The sequence below is a fragment of the Pelosinus sp. sgz500959 genome (assembly GCF_042610375.1).
GTDB lineage: Bacteria > Bacillota > Negativicutes > DSM-13327 > DSM-13327 > CTSoil-075.
The window spans coordinates 1-19,063 of record NZ_JBGJZL010000016.1 but is presented as its reverse complement, the minus strand read 5'-3'; the positions used below and the strand labels follow the sequence as shown (position 1 = coordinate 19,063).

At 40.0% G+C, this 19,063-nt stretch carries 19 protein-coding genes and 1 pseudogene; 1 reads left to right on the top strand and 19 read right to left on the bottom strand.

The window, feature by feature from the left end; genetic code table 11:
- Positions 1 to 86: 86 nt before the first annotated feature.
- From ACAN52_RS19040 to buk, 6 genes are read right to left on the bottom strand one after another with little or no spacing between them, the layout of a single operon-like run.
- Positions 87 to 620, bottom strand: coding sequence for a 2-oxoacid:acceptor oxidoreductase family protein (locus ACAN52_RS19040; protein WP_378956552.1), 534 nt, complete (start codon positions 618 to 620; stop codon positions 87 to 89).
- A complete protein-coding gene (locus tag ACAN52_RS19035; protein ID WP_378956551.1) occupies positions 617 to 1,369 on the bottom strand; it encodes a thiamine pyrophosphate-dependent enzyme in 753 nt (250 codons plus the stop codon). The genes ACAN52_RS19040 and ACAN52_RS19035 overlap by 4 nt, the downstream gene beginning before the upstream one ends.
- 1 nt (position 1,370) lies before the next feature.
- A complete protein-coding gene (gene vorB / locus ACAN52_RS19030; protein WP_378956550.1) occupies positions 1,371 to 2,432 on the bottom strand; it encodes a 3-methyl-2-oxobutanoate dehydrogenase subunit VorB in 1,062 nt (353 codons plus the stop codon).
- Between the two features lie 20 nt (positions 2,433 to 2,452).
- Complete coding sequence (locus ACAN52_RS19025) at positions 2,453 to 2,656, bottom strand: ferredoxin family protein (RefSeq protein WP_378956549.1); 204 nt, start codon at positions 2,654 to 2,656, stop codon at positions 2,453 to 2,455.
- Between the two features lies 1 nt (position 2,657).
- Positions 2,658 to 3,578 (bottom strand): phosphate acyltransferase, encoded by a 921-nt coding sequence (locus tag ACAN52_RS19020; protein ID WP_378956547.1) that lies wholly within the window; start codon positions 3,576 to 3,578, stop codon positions 2,658 to 2,660.
- Positions 3,579 to 3,593: 15 nt separating this feature from the next.
- The gene (gene buk, locus ACAN52_RS19015; protein WP_378956546.1) at positions 3,594 to 4,655 is read right to left on the bottom strand and encodes a butyrate kinase; all 1,062 of its coding nucleotides are present in this window, start codon (positions 4,653 to 4,655) and stop codon (positions 3,594 to 3,596) included.
- Between the two features lie 252 nt (positions 4,656 to 4,907).
- Between buk and ACAN52_RS19010 the strand changes: the two genes are divergently transcribed.
- Positions 4,908 to 5,831, top strand: a complete 924-nt coding sequence (locus ACAN52_RS19010; RefSeq protein WP_378956545.1) for a LysR family transcriptional regulator — start codon at positions 4,908 to 4,910, stop codon at positions 5,829 to 5,831.
- Between the two features lie 104 nt (positions 5,832 to 5,935).
- Here the strand turns inward: ACAN52_RS19010 and ACAN52_RS19005 are convergent, their stop codons facing one another.
- From ACAN52_RS19005 to ACAN52_RS18945, 13 genes and pseudogenes are all read right to left on the bottom strand, one after another.
- Positions 5,936 to 6,793, bottom strand: a complete 858-nt coding sequence (locus ACAN52_RS19005) for a homocitrate synthase (RefSeq protein WP_378956544.1) — start codon at positions 6,791 to 6,793, stop codon at positions 5,936 to 5,938.
- Positions 6,794 to 6,807: 14 nt separating this feature from the next.
- Complete coding sequence (locus ACAN52_RS19000) at positions 6,808 to 7,860, bottom strand: pyruvate carboxyltransferase (protein ID WP_378956543.1); 1,053 nt, start codon at positions 7,858 to 7,860, stop codon at positions 6,808 to 6,810.
- Positions 7,857 to 8,486: a Fe-only nitrogenase accessory AnfO family protein gene (locus ACAN52_RS18995; protein WP_378956542.1), complete on the bottom strand. Its 630-nt coding sequence runs from the start codon at positions 8,484 to 8,486 to the stop codon at positions 7,857 to 7,859. Before ACAN52_RS18995 ends, ACAN52_RS19000 begins: the two co-directional genes overlap by 4 nt.
- Before the next feature lie 39 nt (positions 8,487 to 8,525).
- Positions 8,526 to 8,834 carry a 2Fe-2S ferredoxin gene (locus ACAN52_RS18990; protein WP_378956541.1) on the bottom strand — a complete coding sequence of 103 codons (309 nt, stop codon included), beginning with the start codon at positions 8,832 to 8,834 and terminating at the stop codon, positions 8,526 to 8,528.
- Positions 8,835 to 8,848: 14 nt separating this feature from the next.
- Complete coding sequence (gene nifB, locus ACAN52_RS18985) at positions 8,849 to 10,075, bottom strand: nitrogenase cofactor biosynthesis protein NifB (RefSeq protein ID WP_378956540.1); 1,227 nt, start codon at positions 10,073 to 10,075, stop codon at positions 8,849 to 8,851.
- Between the two features lie 151 nt (positions 10,076 to 10,226).
- Entirely contained in the window at positions 10,227 to 11,606 is a 1,380-nt protein-coding gene (locus ACAN52_RS18980) for a nitrogenase component 1 (RefSeq protein WP_378956539.1), read from the bottom strand.
- Positions 11,599 to 12,978 (bottom strand): nitrogenase iron-molybdenum cofactor biosynthesis protein NifE, encoded by a 1,380-nt coding sequence (gene nifE / locus ACAN52_RS18975; RefSeq protein WP_378956538.1) that lies wholly within the window; start codon positions 12,976 to 12,978, stop codon positions 11,599 to 11,601. Before nifE ends, ACAN52_RS18980 begins: the two co-directional genes overlap by 8 nt.
- 136 nt (positions 12,979 to 13,114) lie before the next feature.
- On the bottom strand, positions 13,115 to 14,503 hold the full coding sequence (nifK, locus tag ACAN52_RS18970) for a nitrogenase molybdenum-iron protein subunit beta (protein ID WP_378956537.1): 1,389 nt from the start codon (positions 14,501 to 14,503) through the stop codon (positions 13,115 to 13,117).
- Between the two features lies 1 nt (position 14,504).
- On the bottom strand, positions 14,505 to 16,118 hold the full coding sequence (nifD, locus tag ACAN52_RS18965; RefSeq protein ID WP_378956536.1) for a nitrogenase molybdenum-iron protein alpha chain: 1,614 nt from the start codon (positions 16,116 to 16,118) through the stop codon (positions 14,505 to 14,507).
- A 15-nt stretch (positions 16,119 to 16,133) separates the two neighbouring features.
- Positions 16,134 to 16,544 (bottom strand): P-II family nitrogen regulator, encoded by a 411-nt coding sequence (locus ACAN52_RS18960; RefSeq protein ID WP_378956535.1) that lies wholly within the window; start codon positions 16,542 to 16,544, stop codon positions 16,134 to 16,136.
- A 12-nt stretch (positions 16,545 to 16,556) separates the two neighbouring features.
- On the bottom strand, positions 16,557 to 16,883 hold the full coding sequence (locus ACAN52_RS18955; protein ID WP_378956534.1) for a P-II family nitrogen regulator: 327 nt from the start codon (positions 16,881 to 16,883) through the stop codon (positions 16,557 to 16,559).
- 55 nt (positions 16,884 to 16,938) lie between these two features.
- Complete coding sequence (nifH, locus tag ACAN52_RS18950) at positions 16,939 to 17,760, bottom strand: nitrogenase iron protein (protein WP_378956532.1); 822 nt, start codon at positions 17,758 to 17,760, stop codon at positions 16,939 to 16,941.
- 506 nt (positions 17,761 to 18,266) lie between these two features.
- Positions 18,267 to 19,063: pseudogene (locus ACAN52_RS18945) on the bottom strand (ABC transporter ATP-binding protein); the annotation flags it as partial.

The window sequence follows — 19,063 nt, the reverse complement described above, 5'->3', positions numbered from 1 at the left end:
TAGTTTCTTATATCATGACTACTTCCATACCAAATTAATAAATTCCTGCTTAAAAAAAGTAAGAAAAGACTTGGCATATGCCAAGTCTATTGATATGTCAATCCTTTTTCCACTGCGGCAAGGTTACTTTGGCATAAGTGTGATTTTGTACTGCCTACGACCTTATCAACAGATTTTTGAATACTTACCAAATTAGCAGTCTGTAAATGATTGAGCAATGTTCCCAAACAAACCATATTTCCCAAACTCGGATTGCCTAACTCTTTGGCAATTTCACTCGCTGGAACAGAAATAACTTGAATATCTTGGCGTGTATTTGCCGTATCAACGATGGAACTATTGACAATTAACGCTCCACCTGGCTTGATAAAAGGTAAAAATTTTTCGTAAGCTGGTTGATTTAGCACGATTCCAGCATCCGCATATTCAAGAACCGTGGAATTAATTTCATGATCAGAGATAATCACCGAGCAATTGGCCGTTCCACCACGCATTTCCGGGCCATAAGAAGGAATCCAACAAACTTGTCGCTCATCAAGCATACCAGCATAGGCTAAAATTTTACCAAGAAACAAAACACCCTGACCGCCAAAACCCGCAAGTACTATTTTATCAATCATAAAGCCTTGACCTCCTCAGTAGCTTTGATCTCTCCCATTTGATAAGCTGGTATCATATTTTCGCGCAGCCATTTCAAACTATCAACTGGCGATAATCTCCAATTAGAAGGACAAGTAGATAAAATACTCACAAAGGCAAAACCCAGACCTTGCTCTTGAACTTGAAAGGCTTTCTTGATCATTTTCTTAGCCTCTATAATATTTTTCGGTGAATCAACGGAACCTGCTGCGACATAAACAGCTCCCGCAAGGGTTGCAATCGTCTTCGGCAAATCGATCGGCGGCCCTGCAAATACGTTATCCCGTCCATAAGGACTTGTCGTACTAATCTGCCCGGTCAATGTTGTTGGTGCCATCTGCCCGCCAGTCATACCAAATACAGCGTTATTCACCATGATCGATGTAATTTTTTCCCCGCGAGCAGCAGTATGAATGGCATGGCTCATACCGATAGCAGCAATATCGCCGTCTCCCTGATAAGTAAACACCATACGGTCAGGGAGAGCCCGCTTTATTCCAGTCGCGACTGCTTGTGCCCGACCATGGGCTCCCCCTACCATGTCACAACTAAACATATCTAGCATAAAGCCCGAACAGCCTACTGGTGCGACACCAATTGTATCTTCGATAATATCAAGTTCTTCAAGTACCTCACCAATCAACCGATGAATGATACCATGGGTACATCCAGGACAGTAGTGAAAGGGAACTTCAGTCAGTCCTTTAGGTCTGCCAAATATTTTTTCCATATTACACCTTCACCTCCAGATTAAAAATTTGAGCGATTTTTCGAAGAATTGAATGTTCACTGATGAGCATACCACCCATCCGATTATGAAGGTGAACTGGTATAGTACGATCCGTAGCGAGTTTAACATCTTCAATCATTTGTCCTGCATTAAGCTCTATCGTCAAAATTCCTTTTATATGAGCCAACTCTTGAAAGGCTTTTTCCGGGAAGGGCCATAAGGTAATAGGACGAATGAGTCCTAATTTAATACCTTGTTCACGCGCCAGTTGTACAGCACTTTTGGCAACACGACCACATGTACCATAACCAACTAGCAAATATTCAGCATCTTCCGTGTAGTAGTTCTCCCAGCGTTGCTCAGTTTCACGCATGCGTTCTATATTTTCCTGTAAACGCAAGGCAGTGACCTCTCCTTCTTCATTGGTAAGGTTATACATAGCAATCTTGCGTTTTGCCCGCCCTCGACAACCATCCGCAGCCCAATCTTTTTCTGGTAACGTGACCGTTGGTCGTTCTTTTAATTCAATAGATTCCATGGTCTGCCCGAGCATTCCATCTGCCAAAATAACCACTGGTGTTCTGTATTGATCAGCTAGATCAAAGGCTTCCATTGTATAATCATACATTTCCTGCCCTTTGGAAGGTGCAAGTACAATTGTCCGATAATCTCCATGACCACCACCCTTGACACATTGAAAATAATCTCCCTGATTGGGTCCGAGCCCACCAAGTCCAGGTCCACTCCGATTGACATTGACCACAACAACTGGTAACTGATTGGCTGCCAGATAAGACATACCTTCTTGCTTCAAACTAAATCCTGGACTCGACGATGCAGTCATTACTCTTGCACCAACGGCAGAAGCGCCATAACACATGTTAATGGATGCAATTTCATCTTCACCTTGTAGTACAGTTCCGCCAACTTTAGGCATATGCTTTGATAAATATTCGATAATCTCTGTTGATGGAGTAATTGGATATCCAAAAAACAATTTACAACCAGCATGAATAGCCGCTTCGCCAATTGCTTCATTGCCCTTTAATAGTTTTTTTATCAAAGATCCCATCTCCTTTTGTTTTATTTATAAATTTCAAGAACAATATCGGGACACACCATCCCACAAAGAGCGCAACCGATACAGTTTTCAGACTCAATTGTTTCTACAAAATAGTAACCTTTAGGATTGGTTTTTGTTCCTATATTCAATACTTTTTTAGGACAAATCTCAACACATAGACCACAACTTTTACAACGTTCACTGTGTATTTCTACTTTTGCCATATTACTGCCCCCCTTTCTGTACGCCGCTCGCTGCGAGGCAGGCCAGTGCCATTGAATATAATTTTCCTTTAGGAGTTTCAGCACGAGACGTCAACACAATTGGATGAGTTGCCCCAAGTACAATACCCGCCATCTGAGCTTTGGCAAAATGAATGAGTACTTTGCTCGCTACATTACCAGTTTCAATATTTGGCACAAGAAACAAGTCTACCTTCCCTGCAATTTTACTGGTGATTCCTTTATGCTTTCCAGCCTCAGGATTCATTGCTACATCCATTGCGATCGGTCCTTCTATGATGCACGATAGAAGTTCTCCCGCATCACTCATTGCAACAAGAGCCTGAGCATCAACAGTTGCTGGCATCTTAGGATTTACCATTTCATTAGCTGTCAGTATCGCTACATTCGGACAATTGATTCCAACATTCTGAAGGGCGAGCAGAGAATTGATCAAGATATCTTTTTTTTCTGCGAGTGTTGGCGCAATATTCATGCCGCCATCACTGAGAAATACTAATTTTTCTTCACCAGGAATCTCTAGGCAAGCTAAATGACTGAGTAACCGCCCAGTCCTCAGCCCCTCTTGACCGTTTAGTACAGCACGTAGAAAATCACTGCTATTGAGTAGGCCTTTCATTAGCACTTGGGCTTTTCCCTCTCTAATTAAAGACACAGCTACCAAGCCGACTTTGCTCATATCAGGTTCATGAATGATACTCATCTCTGGTGATAATCCGATTTCTATCATTAATGGTTTAATTAGGTCGGCATCTCCAACAAGAATGGCCTTAGCTAGCCCCATATCCTGAGCACTTTTAATTGCCAATAATACATCTTTATCTTGAGCTGCTGCAACGCTAATGGTTATTTCTTGATCCAACTCTTTGGCTCTCTTTACGACTTCCTCAAAACTACGCAACATCCAGATCTCCTCCACTTAATAAATTAAGACCTGCTCCTCTCCTCTGAGTACACGAAGTGCACCAGCGGCGAGAGCTTCCATTTCTTCCTCTCCTGGTAAAATTTCAATAGGAGCAATGAAACCAATCTTTGCGCTAATTTTCTGAACGAGTTGTGCAGAATAGGCCATGCCACCAGTCAGAATAACTCTGTCGACTTTTCCAGATAAAGCTGCTGCCATTGCTCCTATTTCTTTACTGATTTGATAAGCCATGGCATCAAGTACCAACTGAGCTTGTTCGTCCCCTGCCGATGATCGTTTCTCAGCCTCGCGCAGATCCTTAGTACCCAGGTAAGCAAACATTCCTCCCGAACCTGAAATCTGATTCAACATTTCTTTTTCTGTATATTTTCCGCTAAAGCATAATTTCACTAGTGATCGCGCTGGCAATCCGCCACATCTGTCAGGGGAAAAAGGTCCTTCCTCTAAGGCATTATTCACATCAATCATTCGCCCCTTATGGTGAGGAGTCACTGAAATACCTGTACCTAAATGGGCAACAACCAGATTCAATTCTTCGTACTCTTTACCTAGCTTCTTCGCGACTTTGCGAGCAACAGCTTTACTATTTAACGCATGAACCATACTGACTCTTGGCAGCTTCGGCAAACCAGAGATACGAGCCATCGGTTCTAATTCATCTACAGATACGGGATCAACAATATACGCTGGTATATTGAGTTGTTTAGCTAAGATATCAGCCATCAAGGCACCAAGATTGGATGCATGTTCCCCTCTTTTTCCTTGTTTAAGATCTTCTAACATTTCTTCATTAACGGCATAGGTTCCACCAATCAAAGGTTTTAATAGACCACCGCGCGCCACAATCCCATCAAGAGCTTTTAAAGATAGATCAGCATTGGCTATTACTTTTAAAATCAAATCTAAACGGTATTGTCCTTGATCAACAACTCGCTCAAAACAGCCTAAATCCTGCCCTAAGTGCTGCACCGTCTCATCAAGTGTAAGCTTTTCACCAACAAAAACAGCAATTTTAGTAGAGGTCGCTCCTGGATTGATGACTAAAAGTGTTTTCATACGTTCCCCCTTATTGATAAAAGCGAGTATTCTTCCCGCACATTATAGTTAAATTCAACCTTTTTTTATTATAACTTGGCTAATGTCATCATGAGAAAGGCGGTCTTCGACTTACACTTATGTGAAAATTGCATTAATTGAAAATGTACTCTCTTAAAGCTTTTACTCCCTATAGCGAGTTCTAAGTAATTGTTGTATAATCAACTCAATGAGCCTTACCTCTCCGATCGTTAGAACCATCAAGGAGGAGCTATGGATATTCGTCAATTGCGCTACTTTAGCTTAGTAGCTAAACATTTGAATTTTACTGCAGCCGCCAAAGAAGCTCACATGGATCAATCGGCCCTAAGCAAACAAATTGCAGATTTAGAAGGACGCATCGGTCTTAAGCTTTTTATCCGGACGACTCGTTCCGTAAAACTAACAGCATCTGGAACTGAATTGTTAAAGTACGCGACTGAGATTATCGCGAAATCAGAAGAAGCGATCAGCCGTGCTCACTTGGCAGCGGCAGGAAGCATTGGTACGCTACGTATCGGCTTTACTGGATCGATGGAACAAGAAAAAGATAAACTTCCCGCTTTTATCAAACAATTTCGTCTCAATCATCCGAGCATCAATCTTTCTTTATTGCGATGTAATATAACACCTCTAAATCAGTCTCTCGATCAAGGAAATCTCGACATTGCCTTTACCTTTTCTTATGGTCTTGAAGAAATGGTGGGTCTAAAATGGGAGATATGCCCTTTTTATCCCAAATCACACCCCATGTGCATTGTCTTACCTCTTGAGCACCCTCTTGCCCATCGAGAGCAAATTTGTATTTCTGAAGTAGCTCGTGAACCCTTCGTCATTATTTCACGTGGAGAAGCTCCAAATTACGATCATATGGAGCGTCTTTGCACGACCCATGGATTTCATCCTAACATTGTATTCGAGACTCCCGTGCTTGAAAACTTGTTATTGATGGTTGAAACAGGCATTGGAATTACAATTTTAGCCAAACATACCAAAGCTTTTGCGGGTCCCAATGTGCGTTTTATCGAAATTGCAAATTATGATTATCGTGTTGACCGAGTGATTGCGTGGAAAGAAGCCAGTACGAATCCCTTGATTCCCATGTTTCTAGAAACCATTAAAAATCATAAAGCTGTCAATACTCCTATAGACTGCTAATCCTTCTCGCCCCATGAAAATAAACCTCAGCCTATGTGTAGGCTGAGGTTTATTTTCATGATATAGAAGTTCTATAAGGCATTGAATAAATATGAAAGACAGAGTTATCCTAGAAAAACACGACCGCAAACTGGCCTATATGGAAAAATATTTCGTTGGCTCGCTAACATAACCAGTTCACTTAATTCCTTAAAAGTTTTAATATCAATCCCTGTATCAATGCCGTATAAATTGTGTAATGCAGTAACGACTTCTTCAAACCCAGCATTACCCGCCCGTTCACCAATACCAACAACAGTGGTGCTTGCAAACCTAGCCCCCGCATCAAGGGCAACTAAGGTATTTGCCGTTGCCAAACCAAAGTCATTATGCATATGAACTTCAATAGGCAAGGGACAACGGGGAACTAACTCCTTAAAAATAGCATCCACGCTAAAAGGTGTTAAGCAGCCAACAGTATCCGCATATCGAATGCGAATGGCTCCCATTTTTTCCGCCAGATGAGCGACTTGAAGAAAAAAATTCAAATCAGCACGAGAAGCATCTTCAGCTCCGACTGAAACAATACAACCAAAGCTATGGGCTAAATGAATTGCTTGTTCTAATTGGGTGAGTACCCATTCCCGACTTTTTTTTATTTTTTGTGTAATATGCAAATCTGAAACAGGAACTGAAATATGAACATAAGAAAAACCACAAGCAACAGAGGATAAAATATCTTCTTTAAAAGCACGATTCCAAGCAACGATTTTGCTTCTTAGAGGAGCTGCTAAGATCAATTTCATAGCTTCCTGTTCGTCTTCGCCCATGATCGGCACACCAGCTTCAATCCACTCTACACCAGATTGATCAAGAGCCACTGCTATATTTAGTTTATCCTGGGCAGAAAAAACAATGCCTGGAGACTGCTCCCCATCTCGCAAAGTCGTATCTACAATCCCAATTCCTCGTCCATATTTCATAAGGCTCAATCCTTTCATACCACTTGCCCTTGATAGAGCTGCCATAACATATCATCATCTACGGATTTTTTATAAAGCACTGCGCGTCTGCGTACTTCTTTTAATAAATATTGAGCTTCAATTGCCGTCAACAAAACATCCCATTGTTTAAATTTAGCCAAGATTGATGCTGTACCTGAATGTTTACCAATGATAATTTTTCGCGATGCCCCTACGTCTTCTGGTGAAAAAGATTCATATAACTGTGGATTTTTCATCACTCCATCGACATGGATACCTGATTCATGGGCGAAAATATCTTCACCAATAATTGCTTTTGTCTTAGGAAGTACGACACCAATGGCCGCTAATACTTGTGAACAAATCGATGCCAACTTCCCCGTTTCACCGATTTCCTGCACGAATAAGCACTTTTGCGCCATAATCAGTTCTTCCAAGGCAGCATGTCCATATTGTCCCACACCAGCCACAGAGACCCCAATCCCTTTCACACCAGCTTGCATAGCGCCTAAAGCATTGGCTGTTGCCAAACCATAGGCATTATGTCCATGAAATTCTACAGGGACTGAAAGCCGAGCTATCAATTCACTCAGTATCTTAAAAGTAGATAAAGGATTAAGGAGGCTTTCTCCATCACCATACACAAAGGTCATAGCCTCAGCAGTGGGAAGTTCCCTCCATAATCCTTCAAGTTCTTCTATGGAAAAATGTGATGCATTTTCTATGCATAAAGCAATGTTCATGTTAAATTTTTGAGCCGCTAACAAGGAATCACTGATCCGATCAGTGATTTCCTTGCCAGAAATTGGTGCGTAAGTGAGCATGATATTCGTAAATCCCAATTCATGAGCGAACTTCACGTCTTCCACTGTAGCATGAATGATGCCACGCACTTGTACAGGAGTTACTTTATTACTAAAAGCCCAATCATATTTTTCCGACTCTATGACCCTACAATCAATCATACCAAGTTGAAGTTCTTGTAAAAGATCCAATAATTTTTCTATATTCCCCTTGTCCATGCCGATACGCAATCCTTCATTTAAGGTTTGATCGACCCAGATCATTGGGCACAGCCTCGTTTCGTGATATAAACATGAGTTTCAGTTGGTGATTTCTTGTCGATTCTGCCAACTAAAGGACCACTTTGTAACTGGATTTCTAGCCAAGGGGGAATATGATTACAAAGAACTTCAAGACTATAAAATTGACCTTGTTGTAAAAAACCCATCAACACTTGTTTGGAAGTAATTCCACCACCCGTTTCCTGTACCTCCTTAATGGAAATATAATAATCTCCATTTTCTCTTTCAACAGGAACAGGAATGATCTCACTCTTTGGCAACTTACTTGCTGCCAATTTTTCTTCCTCTTGTCCTAACACATAATCTAAGAAAGAAAGTGGTTCGCCTTCAAACTCCCAAATACTACACTGCATTTTTTCCAACTCAAAATAAGGCATACCTACAATCGATGCACCAACAACGATTTTACATTGACCTAAAAACAACCCAATCTCAGCCATTTGCCGACGCAGTCCAGCCATACCGCCTTTTTGCTCTAAAGAAATTTTTTGTTCACGACTAATGGTCCACTGACCTTGTACCTTTTGATAAATGACAAGCAGACTTCCATCATAGAAAGAACTCGTTACGCCATTTTCATTCATGCATACTGCAATATCCGGAGCCACATAAATTCCTCCCTTCACCTCGATTACAAATCATTTGATTTATATTTCTAAGCGTGCAACAGGCGTACCGCCTTCGATATGTTCTTCCATAATCGCTTCCACATCGTCAGCAGTCACTGATCCGTACCAAACATTATCAGGATATACAACAACGATCGGTCCTTTTTCACAAATGCCAAAACATCCTGTATTCGTGACAAATACTTCACCACCAAGATCTCTTTCTTCAATTTCTTCCATAAATTTCATTACAAGATCTACGCTTTCTTTTGAGTGGCAATACCCCTTTTGTTGTCCATTAATTCTTGAACTCGTACATACAAAGATATGAGCTTTAGGTTTATTCATTGTGCATCATCCTTTCAAATTGCTTTTTTTAATTCTAATTGCTTGACCGCATATCCCAAACCGTCTTCAATGGTATAACAATATTCAACACTCATAATACCGTGCTCTGCTAATCGTTGCTTACCATGATAACCAATTCGCATGGTGAGCACTGCATCACAATCACTAAGAGCCTGAATCGTTGCATCTTTTCGTCCTTCTTCAGAATCACACTCTTCACTACCTAAGCAATATTGCTCAGTTTTACGATTTTCTAATAATTTAAAATTTTTGCCATCGCCTTCATAAATCAAAAATTCTGTTACATGACCAAAATGTTTATCCACTAGCTTACCATGCTTGGAAGTCACGGCAATCTTATATTCTTTACTGGCATCACTTTTTTCCACGGAAACTTCTTCTTTAGGTTGTGTCATACGGAATTCATTGGATCGGTCGTTGCCAAGTAAACCAATGGCATCAGCACGACACTGCTTACAGTGGCGCATTTGCTGCACATCAAGTTGACAAAGATCTCTCATTTCATTAATTTCTTTCATGCTAGTCTGAGGAAATTGCTCAAAAGCACTTCCGGGAGCTGGAATGAGCGGCATAATATTCGTCATAAAAACGCCTAACTCTTTCATCTTTTTTACGACTTCAGGAATATGATGGTCATTAATACCTTTGACCATGACAATATTGATTTTAACCAATACACCATGTGCCACTAAGTAGGCAATTCCTTCAAGCTGGTTTTTAAGTAAAATCTCAGCCCCCACAGCCCCTGTATAGGCTTGCCCCTCATAATTGACAACCTTATACAATTTTGCACCAATCTCAGGATCAAGACAGTTCACTGTCACTGTCACATGATGAATGCCAAGCTCGATCAGTTCATGGGCATATTTGGGTAACATTAAACCATTCGTCGATAAACAAAATAAGACATCTTCACCCTTGGCCTGAATAAGTTCAATGGATTTTCGCGCTACATCCCAATTTGCCAAGGCATCCCCTGGACCAGCAATACCCACTACACTTAAATTCTCAATCTTTTCTTTCACCCAAGAAAACTTTTGGCTCGCCATATCAGGTGTAAGCACTTCGCTCGTTACACCTGGTCGACTTTCATTCACGCAATCAAATTTACGATTACAATAATTACAGCTTATGTTGCACTGTGGCGCTACTGGTAAATGCATCCGCGAATACTTAGTATGAGCATCCGCATTGTAACAAGGATGTTTACTATTATCCATCACTTTCACCTCAATTTTCCCTAAAGATTGTAGGGTAATATTATCATTAATAAGATATAAATTCGGACAATTATTACTAAAGGAATCATAGGGTATGAGGTATACTCATACCCTACAGACGTACTTCCTATTTAAAGTTAAAGAGTTACTTTTAAGCTTTTTGATAAAATTTCTCATACATAGAACTTCTGTAAGATTTATATTTGTTTTCCAGCAGCGTATTGGTAATTCGATCAAGCAGCATCATAGTCCCAGTATAGCCTAAGGATAACAATCGCTGTCCGCCAACCCGGTCATGAATGGGAAATCCCAATCGAACCAATGGAATCTCGCCTTTTTCAGTCAAATAACGACCATCTGAAGGACCAATTCCAACATTGACTCTTGCTTCCTGGCTGGCAGCTAAAATATGGGCAAAATCAGTTTCAATTAAGATAGTACTGTCCTCTACCCCATCGGCTAATGCCGCTGCTAATAACTGGTTTAATTTACCCACTTGACTCCCTGTCGCAATAACAGCTGGGAAAACTCCATTTTCTAAGCAAGTTTTGGTGATCGCATAAACCATTTCTGGTTCACCAAAAATAACACACCGACCGGCAAAATTATATTTATGGGAATCAACCATCCCATCCAGCAAACGTCCACGTTCTCTCTTTAACCCATCAGTTACACTATGACCGGTAATTTCGATTAGAGTATTAATGAAACGATCTGTATTTTCCACACCAATCGGCAAGGGCAAATTATATAAAGGAACATTAAATTTTTCTTCTAAATATTTTCCTGGAGATATTTCATCATCAACGGTAATACCCATTTGAATGGTCGCCAATGCGCCACCCATATTTTTTATATCCTCAATTTTCGTCCCGCCAGCACTCATTTTTGTATACGGACGGATAAAAGGACGATCTAATGTGTCGGAAAAATCAGGACATAATACATAGTCTACTTTCATTTCTTGTAAAATACGTTTTAATTCACGGATATCAGCAGGACTCATATTCGGAATAATAATATTAATTTTATTGTTTTTTTGCGTCTCTTCTACCAACTGCATCAGCACTCTTTTAATCGTAAAAAAATATCCTTCAAAATGACTTCCACCATATCCAGGTGTTGATGCTGTTACAATTGGAAAGCCATCCATTTCGCGGTCAAGGAGATATTGGCTAGAAATTCGTTCAATATCCTCACCAATCGTTTCTGCCAAACAGGTTGTGACCACACCAATCAGTTTAGGATGATAGACTTTTATAATATTATCAAAAGCGAGCCGCAGATTCTTTTCACCACCATAAATCGTACCTTTTTCATTAAGAGAAGAGGAACCTACATCTACGGGTTCATTAAAATGTTCAGCAATATGTCTACGCATATAGGTACTACAGCCTTGGGACCCATGAACAATTACCATGGACTGTTCAATACCTTTTAGTGCTAAAATTCCACCCATTGGCATACACATATTACATGGATTTTCATTCACATTACGATATTGCACATGATCGTTTAACTTCTCAGCCATGGTCTGTCACCCCCTTGCCAAACTCGGATTCGATAAGACTGTTCCACACAGGGGAACAAACGGTGGAGTACACTTCTTCCGCAAAATTTACAGCACCTTCAAAACCACTCAACGGATGCTTACGATCATGGTTATGATCGATGAAAGCCACTCCTAGCTTATAAGCGAGAGGTCTTTCTTTCACACCACCTACTAGTAAATGAGCACCTTTTTCCATCATAAATCGTTCTAATTCAGCAGGGTTGGCATCATCCAAAATCACCGTTCCATCATCAACTAAGTTGTTGATAGTTTGATATTCTTCTTCTCTGCCTGTTTGTGTCCCAATCATGACGACATCAATACCAATTTCTCTAAATTGTTTAATGAGAGAGATTGCTTTAAATCCACCACCAACATAAACGGCTGCTTTCTTACCTTGGAGTTTACTGCGGTATCCTGCAATAATCTTTTCCACACGTGCTGTTTCTCTTGAAATCAACTCTTCTGTTTTACGAATGGTTGAGTCATTACCTATGGCTGCAGCAATTTTGCGAAGTGAAGTCGCTGTATCTTCAATTCCAAGAAAAGAGATTTGAACATAAGGAATACCGTATAACTCTTCCATTTTCCCTGCAAGATAGATCATAGAACCAGCACATTGTATGATATTAAGCTTGGCTTTCGGAGCTAATTTCAATGCTTCATAGTTAGAATCACCAGTAAAAGTAACATTAATTTGAACACCAATTTCTCGTAGATAATTATGAATAATCCATGCTTCACCAGCTAAATTAAAGTCACCTAGATAATTGATACTCTCTGTTTTTTGAATGACAATTTCTTCTGTCGGCTTTATCAATGTCAAAAGAGCGTCTGCTGCCGCCCTGTAGCCTGCGGATTTATTGCCAATAAATCCGCTAGACTCTACAGGTATAACTTCAATATTATGCTTTCGGGAGGCTTCTGCGCAGATGGCTTTTAGGTCATCACCAATTACGCCCACTATACATGTCGAATACACAAAAATCAGCTTAGCCCGGTACTTCTCCATTAGCTCGTCAATGGCAGTCGTGAGTTTCTTCCCGCCACCAAAAATGACGTCTCGCTCTTTCAAATCAGTGGAAAAGCTATTGCGATATAACTCAGCGCCGCTGCTAAGACTACCGCGAATATCCCAAGTGTAGCTAGCACAGCCAATCGGCCCATGTACCAAATGTATGGCATCTGTAATTGGATTGAGAACCACTCTGGCTCCACAATACACACAGGCTCTTTGACTTACACAGCCAGCGGAACTGTCAGTATCACATTGTAGTTGTTTTTTATTTTTTCCTTTAGTTAGAATAAACCCATCTCTTTCTGCAATTGTTCCCGTATTGTTCTCAACCATTGCACATCTCACTCCTCTCCCGAAAACATATAGAATAAGCAATTATACTATCTTAATTAAGACTAAAGGGATTACTGGGGATATCACACAGACCCTCTATATGATATTCCCAGCAAACCAGCAGTTTAACTATTCATTACATAACCAATTCGAAATCTTCATCACTTGCATCACGGTCAGCTCGATCAAGTAGTGCATTACTAATCATTTCTACTACACGAAGCGCTCCACGATAACCAACGATTGGCAAGTAGGAATGTACACTACGATCTAGGATTGGGAAGCCAATCCGTACAAATGGAACATCTTCAGCCCGAGCAATATATTTACCATAGGTATTACCAATTAATAAATCAACTGGTTGATTTTTCATCCATTGATGCAAGGTAAATAAGTCACCTGCACTCTTGATATTCGCCTCAATTCCAGTACCTTCCATCATTGTGCGAATATTGTCTTCAAAACTTCCTGAGAGAGAGTTTGAAGTTCCGCCTGGAGTACCTGTCAATACATGAATGGGTTTCATACCTAAACTGAGTACTAATTCAGTAACGCCAGTAACAATATCAGGATCACCAAATATAGCTACTGTCTTACCATGGAAATGAAAGTGAGTATCTGTCATAATATCTACTAATTGACCGCGTTCAACTTCTACTTCTTTAGGAATTTCAGTGGCAAAGTTTTTACGAAGTGCCATTAAGAATGCATCAGTTGCTTTAATGCCAATCGGCGTATTTAAAACAGTAGCTGGAACATTGCATTTTTTAGTTAATAGTTCCGCCGCATCATTCGATGCAAAACGTCCAAGTGCTACTGTAATTTTAGAATTACCTGTATCTTTTATCTGCGCAACTGTTGCGCCGCCTTCAGGATACATTTGAAACTCGCCAGTCATTGGTGAGTCAACAACACCTGATGTATCCGGGAACATGATATATTTAATACCCATGCTTTCTGTTAAACGCTTAATTTCCCGCATATCACCAGGGTTCACAAAACCAGGAATCAAATTAACTTGTTCTTTTTTCTCATTGGAAGCACTTTCTGCGAAATAAGTCACCATAGCTTTTGTCATATTAGAAAAACCAGTAACATGAGATCCTACATAACTAGGAGTATTAGCATGAATAACGACTTTGCCCTCAGGAACGTCAGCGGTTTTGATGATACTTGGAACATCATCACCGATTGTTTCAGTTAAGCAAGTGGTATGAACCGCGATCACTTCTGGTTTATAAAGGTGAAAAACGTTTTGGATGGATGCTTTTAAGTTTGCACCACCACCAAATACGGATGATCCTTCAGTAAAACTACTAGTCGACGCCATTACCGGATCACGGAAATGACGAGTTAAGTGCATGCGGTGATATGAGCAGCAACCTTGTGAACCATGACTATGCGGCAAGCATCCATGAATACCAAGAGCAGCATACATTGCACCAATTGGTTGACAAGTTTTTGCTGGGTTAATCATACCGCCACTTGTACGTTCTTTTATCTCTTTTGGTGTGCAATCTAACATGTTATGCCACTCCTTCCTCAGCGAATTTTCCTTCTAATAATGGTTGATCTTTCCATGGTGGAGTAATGTAATTCCACGTAGGAGTCGAAAAACCCATGCTAATATCTCTAGCAAAATTTACAGCACCATTAAAACCAGCATATGGTCCACTATAATCATAGGAATGTAATTGTTTCGACGGAATACCCATTTTTTGAATGACGTATTTGTCCTTGATCCCTGAAGTAAAAATATCTGGTTTTAAGATTTTGATAAATTCTTCTGTTTCGAAATGGTTGAGATCATCAACAATGATGCTGCCATCTTTCATATCAAAACGCATGCCCTTATATTCACTGAGCGGAATTTTAGTTTTTAGTTCTTCTAATCTCTCTGGAGAAACTTTCAGTTTGAAACGTTTTTCATCGGCCTCAGGCATATAGTGAGGGATATTTTTGCTATCTGCATCTGTTTTGATGGTAGGAATAACATGACGTCCTTCATAATCATCGCGATGGGCAAATTCATAACCTGCCAATAATGTTTCAACACCAAGTTCAGTAAATAAATTTTGGAAGTGATGACCACGTGATCCACCAACAAAGCAGAATGCAGTTTTTCCTTCACAAATTTTCTTGTACTGATCAATGATTGGTTCGATTCTTGATAATTCTCTAGCGATAACAGCTTCTGTATTTTTTGTTAATTCTTCGTCATCAAAGTATAGAGCCATGTTACGTAGTGTCTCAATGGTTGCCTGAATACCAACAAAGTTAACTTTCAGCCATGGTGTTCCATATTTCTTTTCTAACATTTCTGCAATGTAGTTAATGGAACGGTGACATTGAACTAAGTTAAGCTCTGCTACATGAGCATTTTTGAGATCTTCATAAGCACCATCACCAGTCATAACTGATACTACATGATAACCGACGTCTTCAAGAATACGTTCAACTTCCCAGCCATCACCACCGATATTATACTCACCAAGGAGATTAATCGGGAATTTAGCGGGTGCTTTTTCTAGATCACCAGTACCAATGACCTTTTCCATCAGGATATTATTTGCAATATGGTGACCTGCGGATTGGCTAACGCCTTTATAACCTTCACAGCTAAAGGACAATACTTGAACGCCATGTTTTTCTTCAGCAACTTTTGCGACAGCACCCATATCATCACCGATTAGACCGACTGGGCAAGTTGCAGATAAGGTAATTGCTTTCGGATTAAAAATTTCCATGACTTCATCGATAACCTTAGCCAGTTTCTTTTCGCCGCCAAATACAATATCACTTTCTTGCATATCAGTAGAGATACAATAATTGATGAAATTGTTCGTAGGATCGTCACTTTGTGCTTTATTTCTACGTGTTGCCCATGCATAATAACCGCAACCGATTGGTCCATGAACAATATGCACCATATCTTTTATTGGGCCAAGAACAACGCCTTTACAGCCTGCATAAGCACAGCCTCTATTGGTAATAATACCAGGAATGGTTCGAGTATTTGCTTCGATTTGTTGAGCTTCTAACTCCCCATTTTTAATAAATATATGTTTTTTACGATTTTTTTGCACTTTAGATGGATACTGATCAAGTATCTCTTGCAATTGACTTTCTGTCATTCCCATTTTTATTACCTCCTTTTATACAGCGCTTTCTCCTGTTTCACCAGTACGAACACGCACAACATCGCTCACTGGCAAGACGAATATTTTACCATCACCAACATTGTTGCAAGTTTTATTTGCGAGAATAATGGCCTGCACTATTTTTGTTACATCCTCATCATGGGCAAGGATGGTAAAGAGTCTGCGAGGAAATAAGCTAGTTCCTACCAGAAAATCTGTAATCAATTTTTCTGCTTCCCCAGTCTCATCGTCTCCTGCCATCATTAGAAGCTCTTTTTTACGATCTGAAATGAGCGTTGGATTGGTGACAAGTTTTCCACGGCCTTCTACTTTTATAGCTGTGAAACCAGCAACTCCAGACTCTACCAAGGCTTGCTTAGTAGCTCCAGTCTTATTCATACGCACTACAGCGATAATCTCTTTCATCTTCAGCCCTCCTTATAGAGTTGGAATGCCACTAGAAATTGTATAAGCCTCTTCAACTGGTCCAACGAAAATTTTACCGTCGCCATACGCACCTTGTTCACCAGTTTTAGCGTATTTTAAAACGATACGAACTAGATCCTCTTTATCCTCATCACGAATTGCCATCATGATCATCACTTTAGGAATTTCGTCATAAATAACACCGGATATTTTAATCCCTTTTTGTTTACCGCGCCCAACTACATCGACAACAGTTGCGGCATGAAAGCCAGCTCTTGAAAGTTCGCTTAATACTTCATCTTTTTTCTCAGGTCTAACAATTGCTCTTACCATTAACATGCTGTTTCCCCCTAAAATTTCTTTATTTTTTAAACAGTACGTATTTTTTTATGAATTATAGATCCATAAAACCATATTGCATCATGATTTCTTCAAGTCTGTCTTGTGTCATTGGTTTAGGGATAACAAACATTTTGTTACTGTCAATCGCTTTAGCTAGTGCACGATACTCATTGGCTTGACCTGATTCTGGGTCAAAGTCAACAACTGTCTTTTTATTAATTTCTGCACGTTGAACCAGATTGTCGCGAGGTACAAAATAGATCAATTGGGAACCAATTTCTTCAGCGAATGCTTTTAATAGTTCATATTCTTTGTCAACTTTACGGCTGTTGCAAATAATACCGCCTAGTCTTACTTTACCGTTTACAGCATATTTTTGAATACCTTTTGCAATGTTGTTAGCAGCATATAGTGCCATGAGCTCTCCAGAAGCAACAATGTAAATTTCTTCAGCTTTACCTTCACGAATCGGCATTGCAAACCCGCCGCATACAACGTCACCTAGTACATCGTAGAATACATAATCAAGATCATCAGTGTAAGCACCTAAAGATTCAAGCATATTAATGGAAGTAATGATACCACGACCTGCGCAACCAACACCTGGCTCAGGACCGCCTGACTCAACACACATAGTACCACCAAAACCTGGTTTGAGGATATCTTCTAGATCAATATCGTCGCCTTCATCACGTAAAGTATCTAGTACTGTTTTTTGACACAATCCATGAAGTAAAAGTCGAGTGGAGTCAGCTTTAGGATCGCATCCAACCACCATAATATGTTTACCGGCTTCAGCTAAAGCACCTACTGTATTTTGAGTTGTAGTGGATTTACCAATACCACCTTTACCATATATCGCGATTTGTCTCATGATTGAAATCCTCCTCATATTTTGAATTTATTTTTTATTTTGAGTTGAAAATAAGTTTGATTTAAATTATAATGAAATATGGGTACGTCAAATAGACCCTAGTGTCCGCTGGGAGTTAAAAGATTACCTACGCTTCATAGATACCGCAAATATCTATGGAGCATTTTTCTTACTTTCATCTGTCTGTAATCGATAATACCACCTCCTTCAATGTCTAGAAAAAGACAGATGGAGCTCATAAACGCCTTGACGTTTATAAGCTCCATTGCTTATAAATTACATTACCTAACAAAAGACAGAAAGCTTACAAGGGAATGAATCCACTTGTAAGCGCCATTGCTTTTGCTTATTAACTTGAGTTGAGTATAACATAGATCATTTACTAGAGCAATACCTTTATTAATAGTCGCAATATTAAATTTTCAAAGTAAAATAATAACATTTAACATAGAAAAGAACGTCCCATCTCTAAACAGAAGGGACGTTCTTCTTTATGTCATTAACCATTAGCCACCCAAATATGCTTTTCGTATGTCTTCACTCGCTGCTAGTTCCTTCGCATCACCAGCTAAAGTAATGCGTCCTGTTTCCAGTACATAAGCACGATGAGCAATGGATAAAGCCATATGAGCATTTTGTTCAACCAGTAAGACCGTTGTGCCACTGGCATTAATATCTTTCACAATCGAGNTACATAAGCACGATGAGCAATGGATAAAGCCATATGAGCATTTTGTTCAACCAGTAAGACCGTTGTGCCACTGGCATTAATATCTTTCACAATCGAGAAAATTTCTCGGACTAAAAGCGGAGCAAGACCCATCGAAGGTTCATCAAGAAGCAGTAAACGCGGACGGCTCATGAGAGCTCTCCCCATGGCTAACATCTGCTGCTCACCACCTGACATGGTACCTGCAAGCTGACTCCGACGTTCAGCAAGTTTAGGAAAACGTGTAAAGACTTGATCAAAATCTTCCTTGATCCCTTTGCTATCTGTACGAATATAAGCACCAAGCTCCAAATTTTCCATGACTGTCATATTTGCAAATACACGACGGCCTTCTGGAACCTGAGAAATACTCATTTTCACAATATCTTGTGCAGCTTTCCCTGCTATATTTTGACCTTCAAAGGTAATTTCACCAGTCTTGGGTTTTAAAAGACCGGAAATCGTACGAAGTATCGTACTCTTACCAGCGCCATTGGCACCGATTAAGGTGACAATTTCACCTTCCTTAACGTCAACACTAATTCCTTTGAGCGCATGAATCGCACCATAATAGACATTAATATTATCAATTTT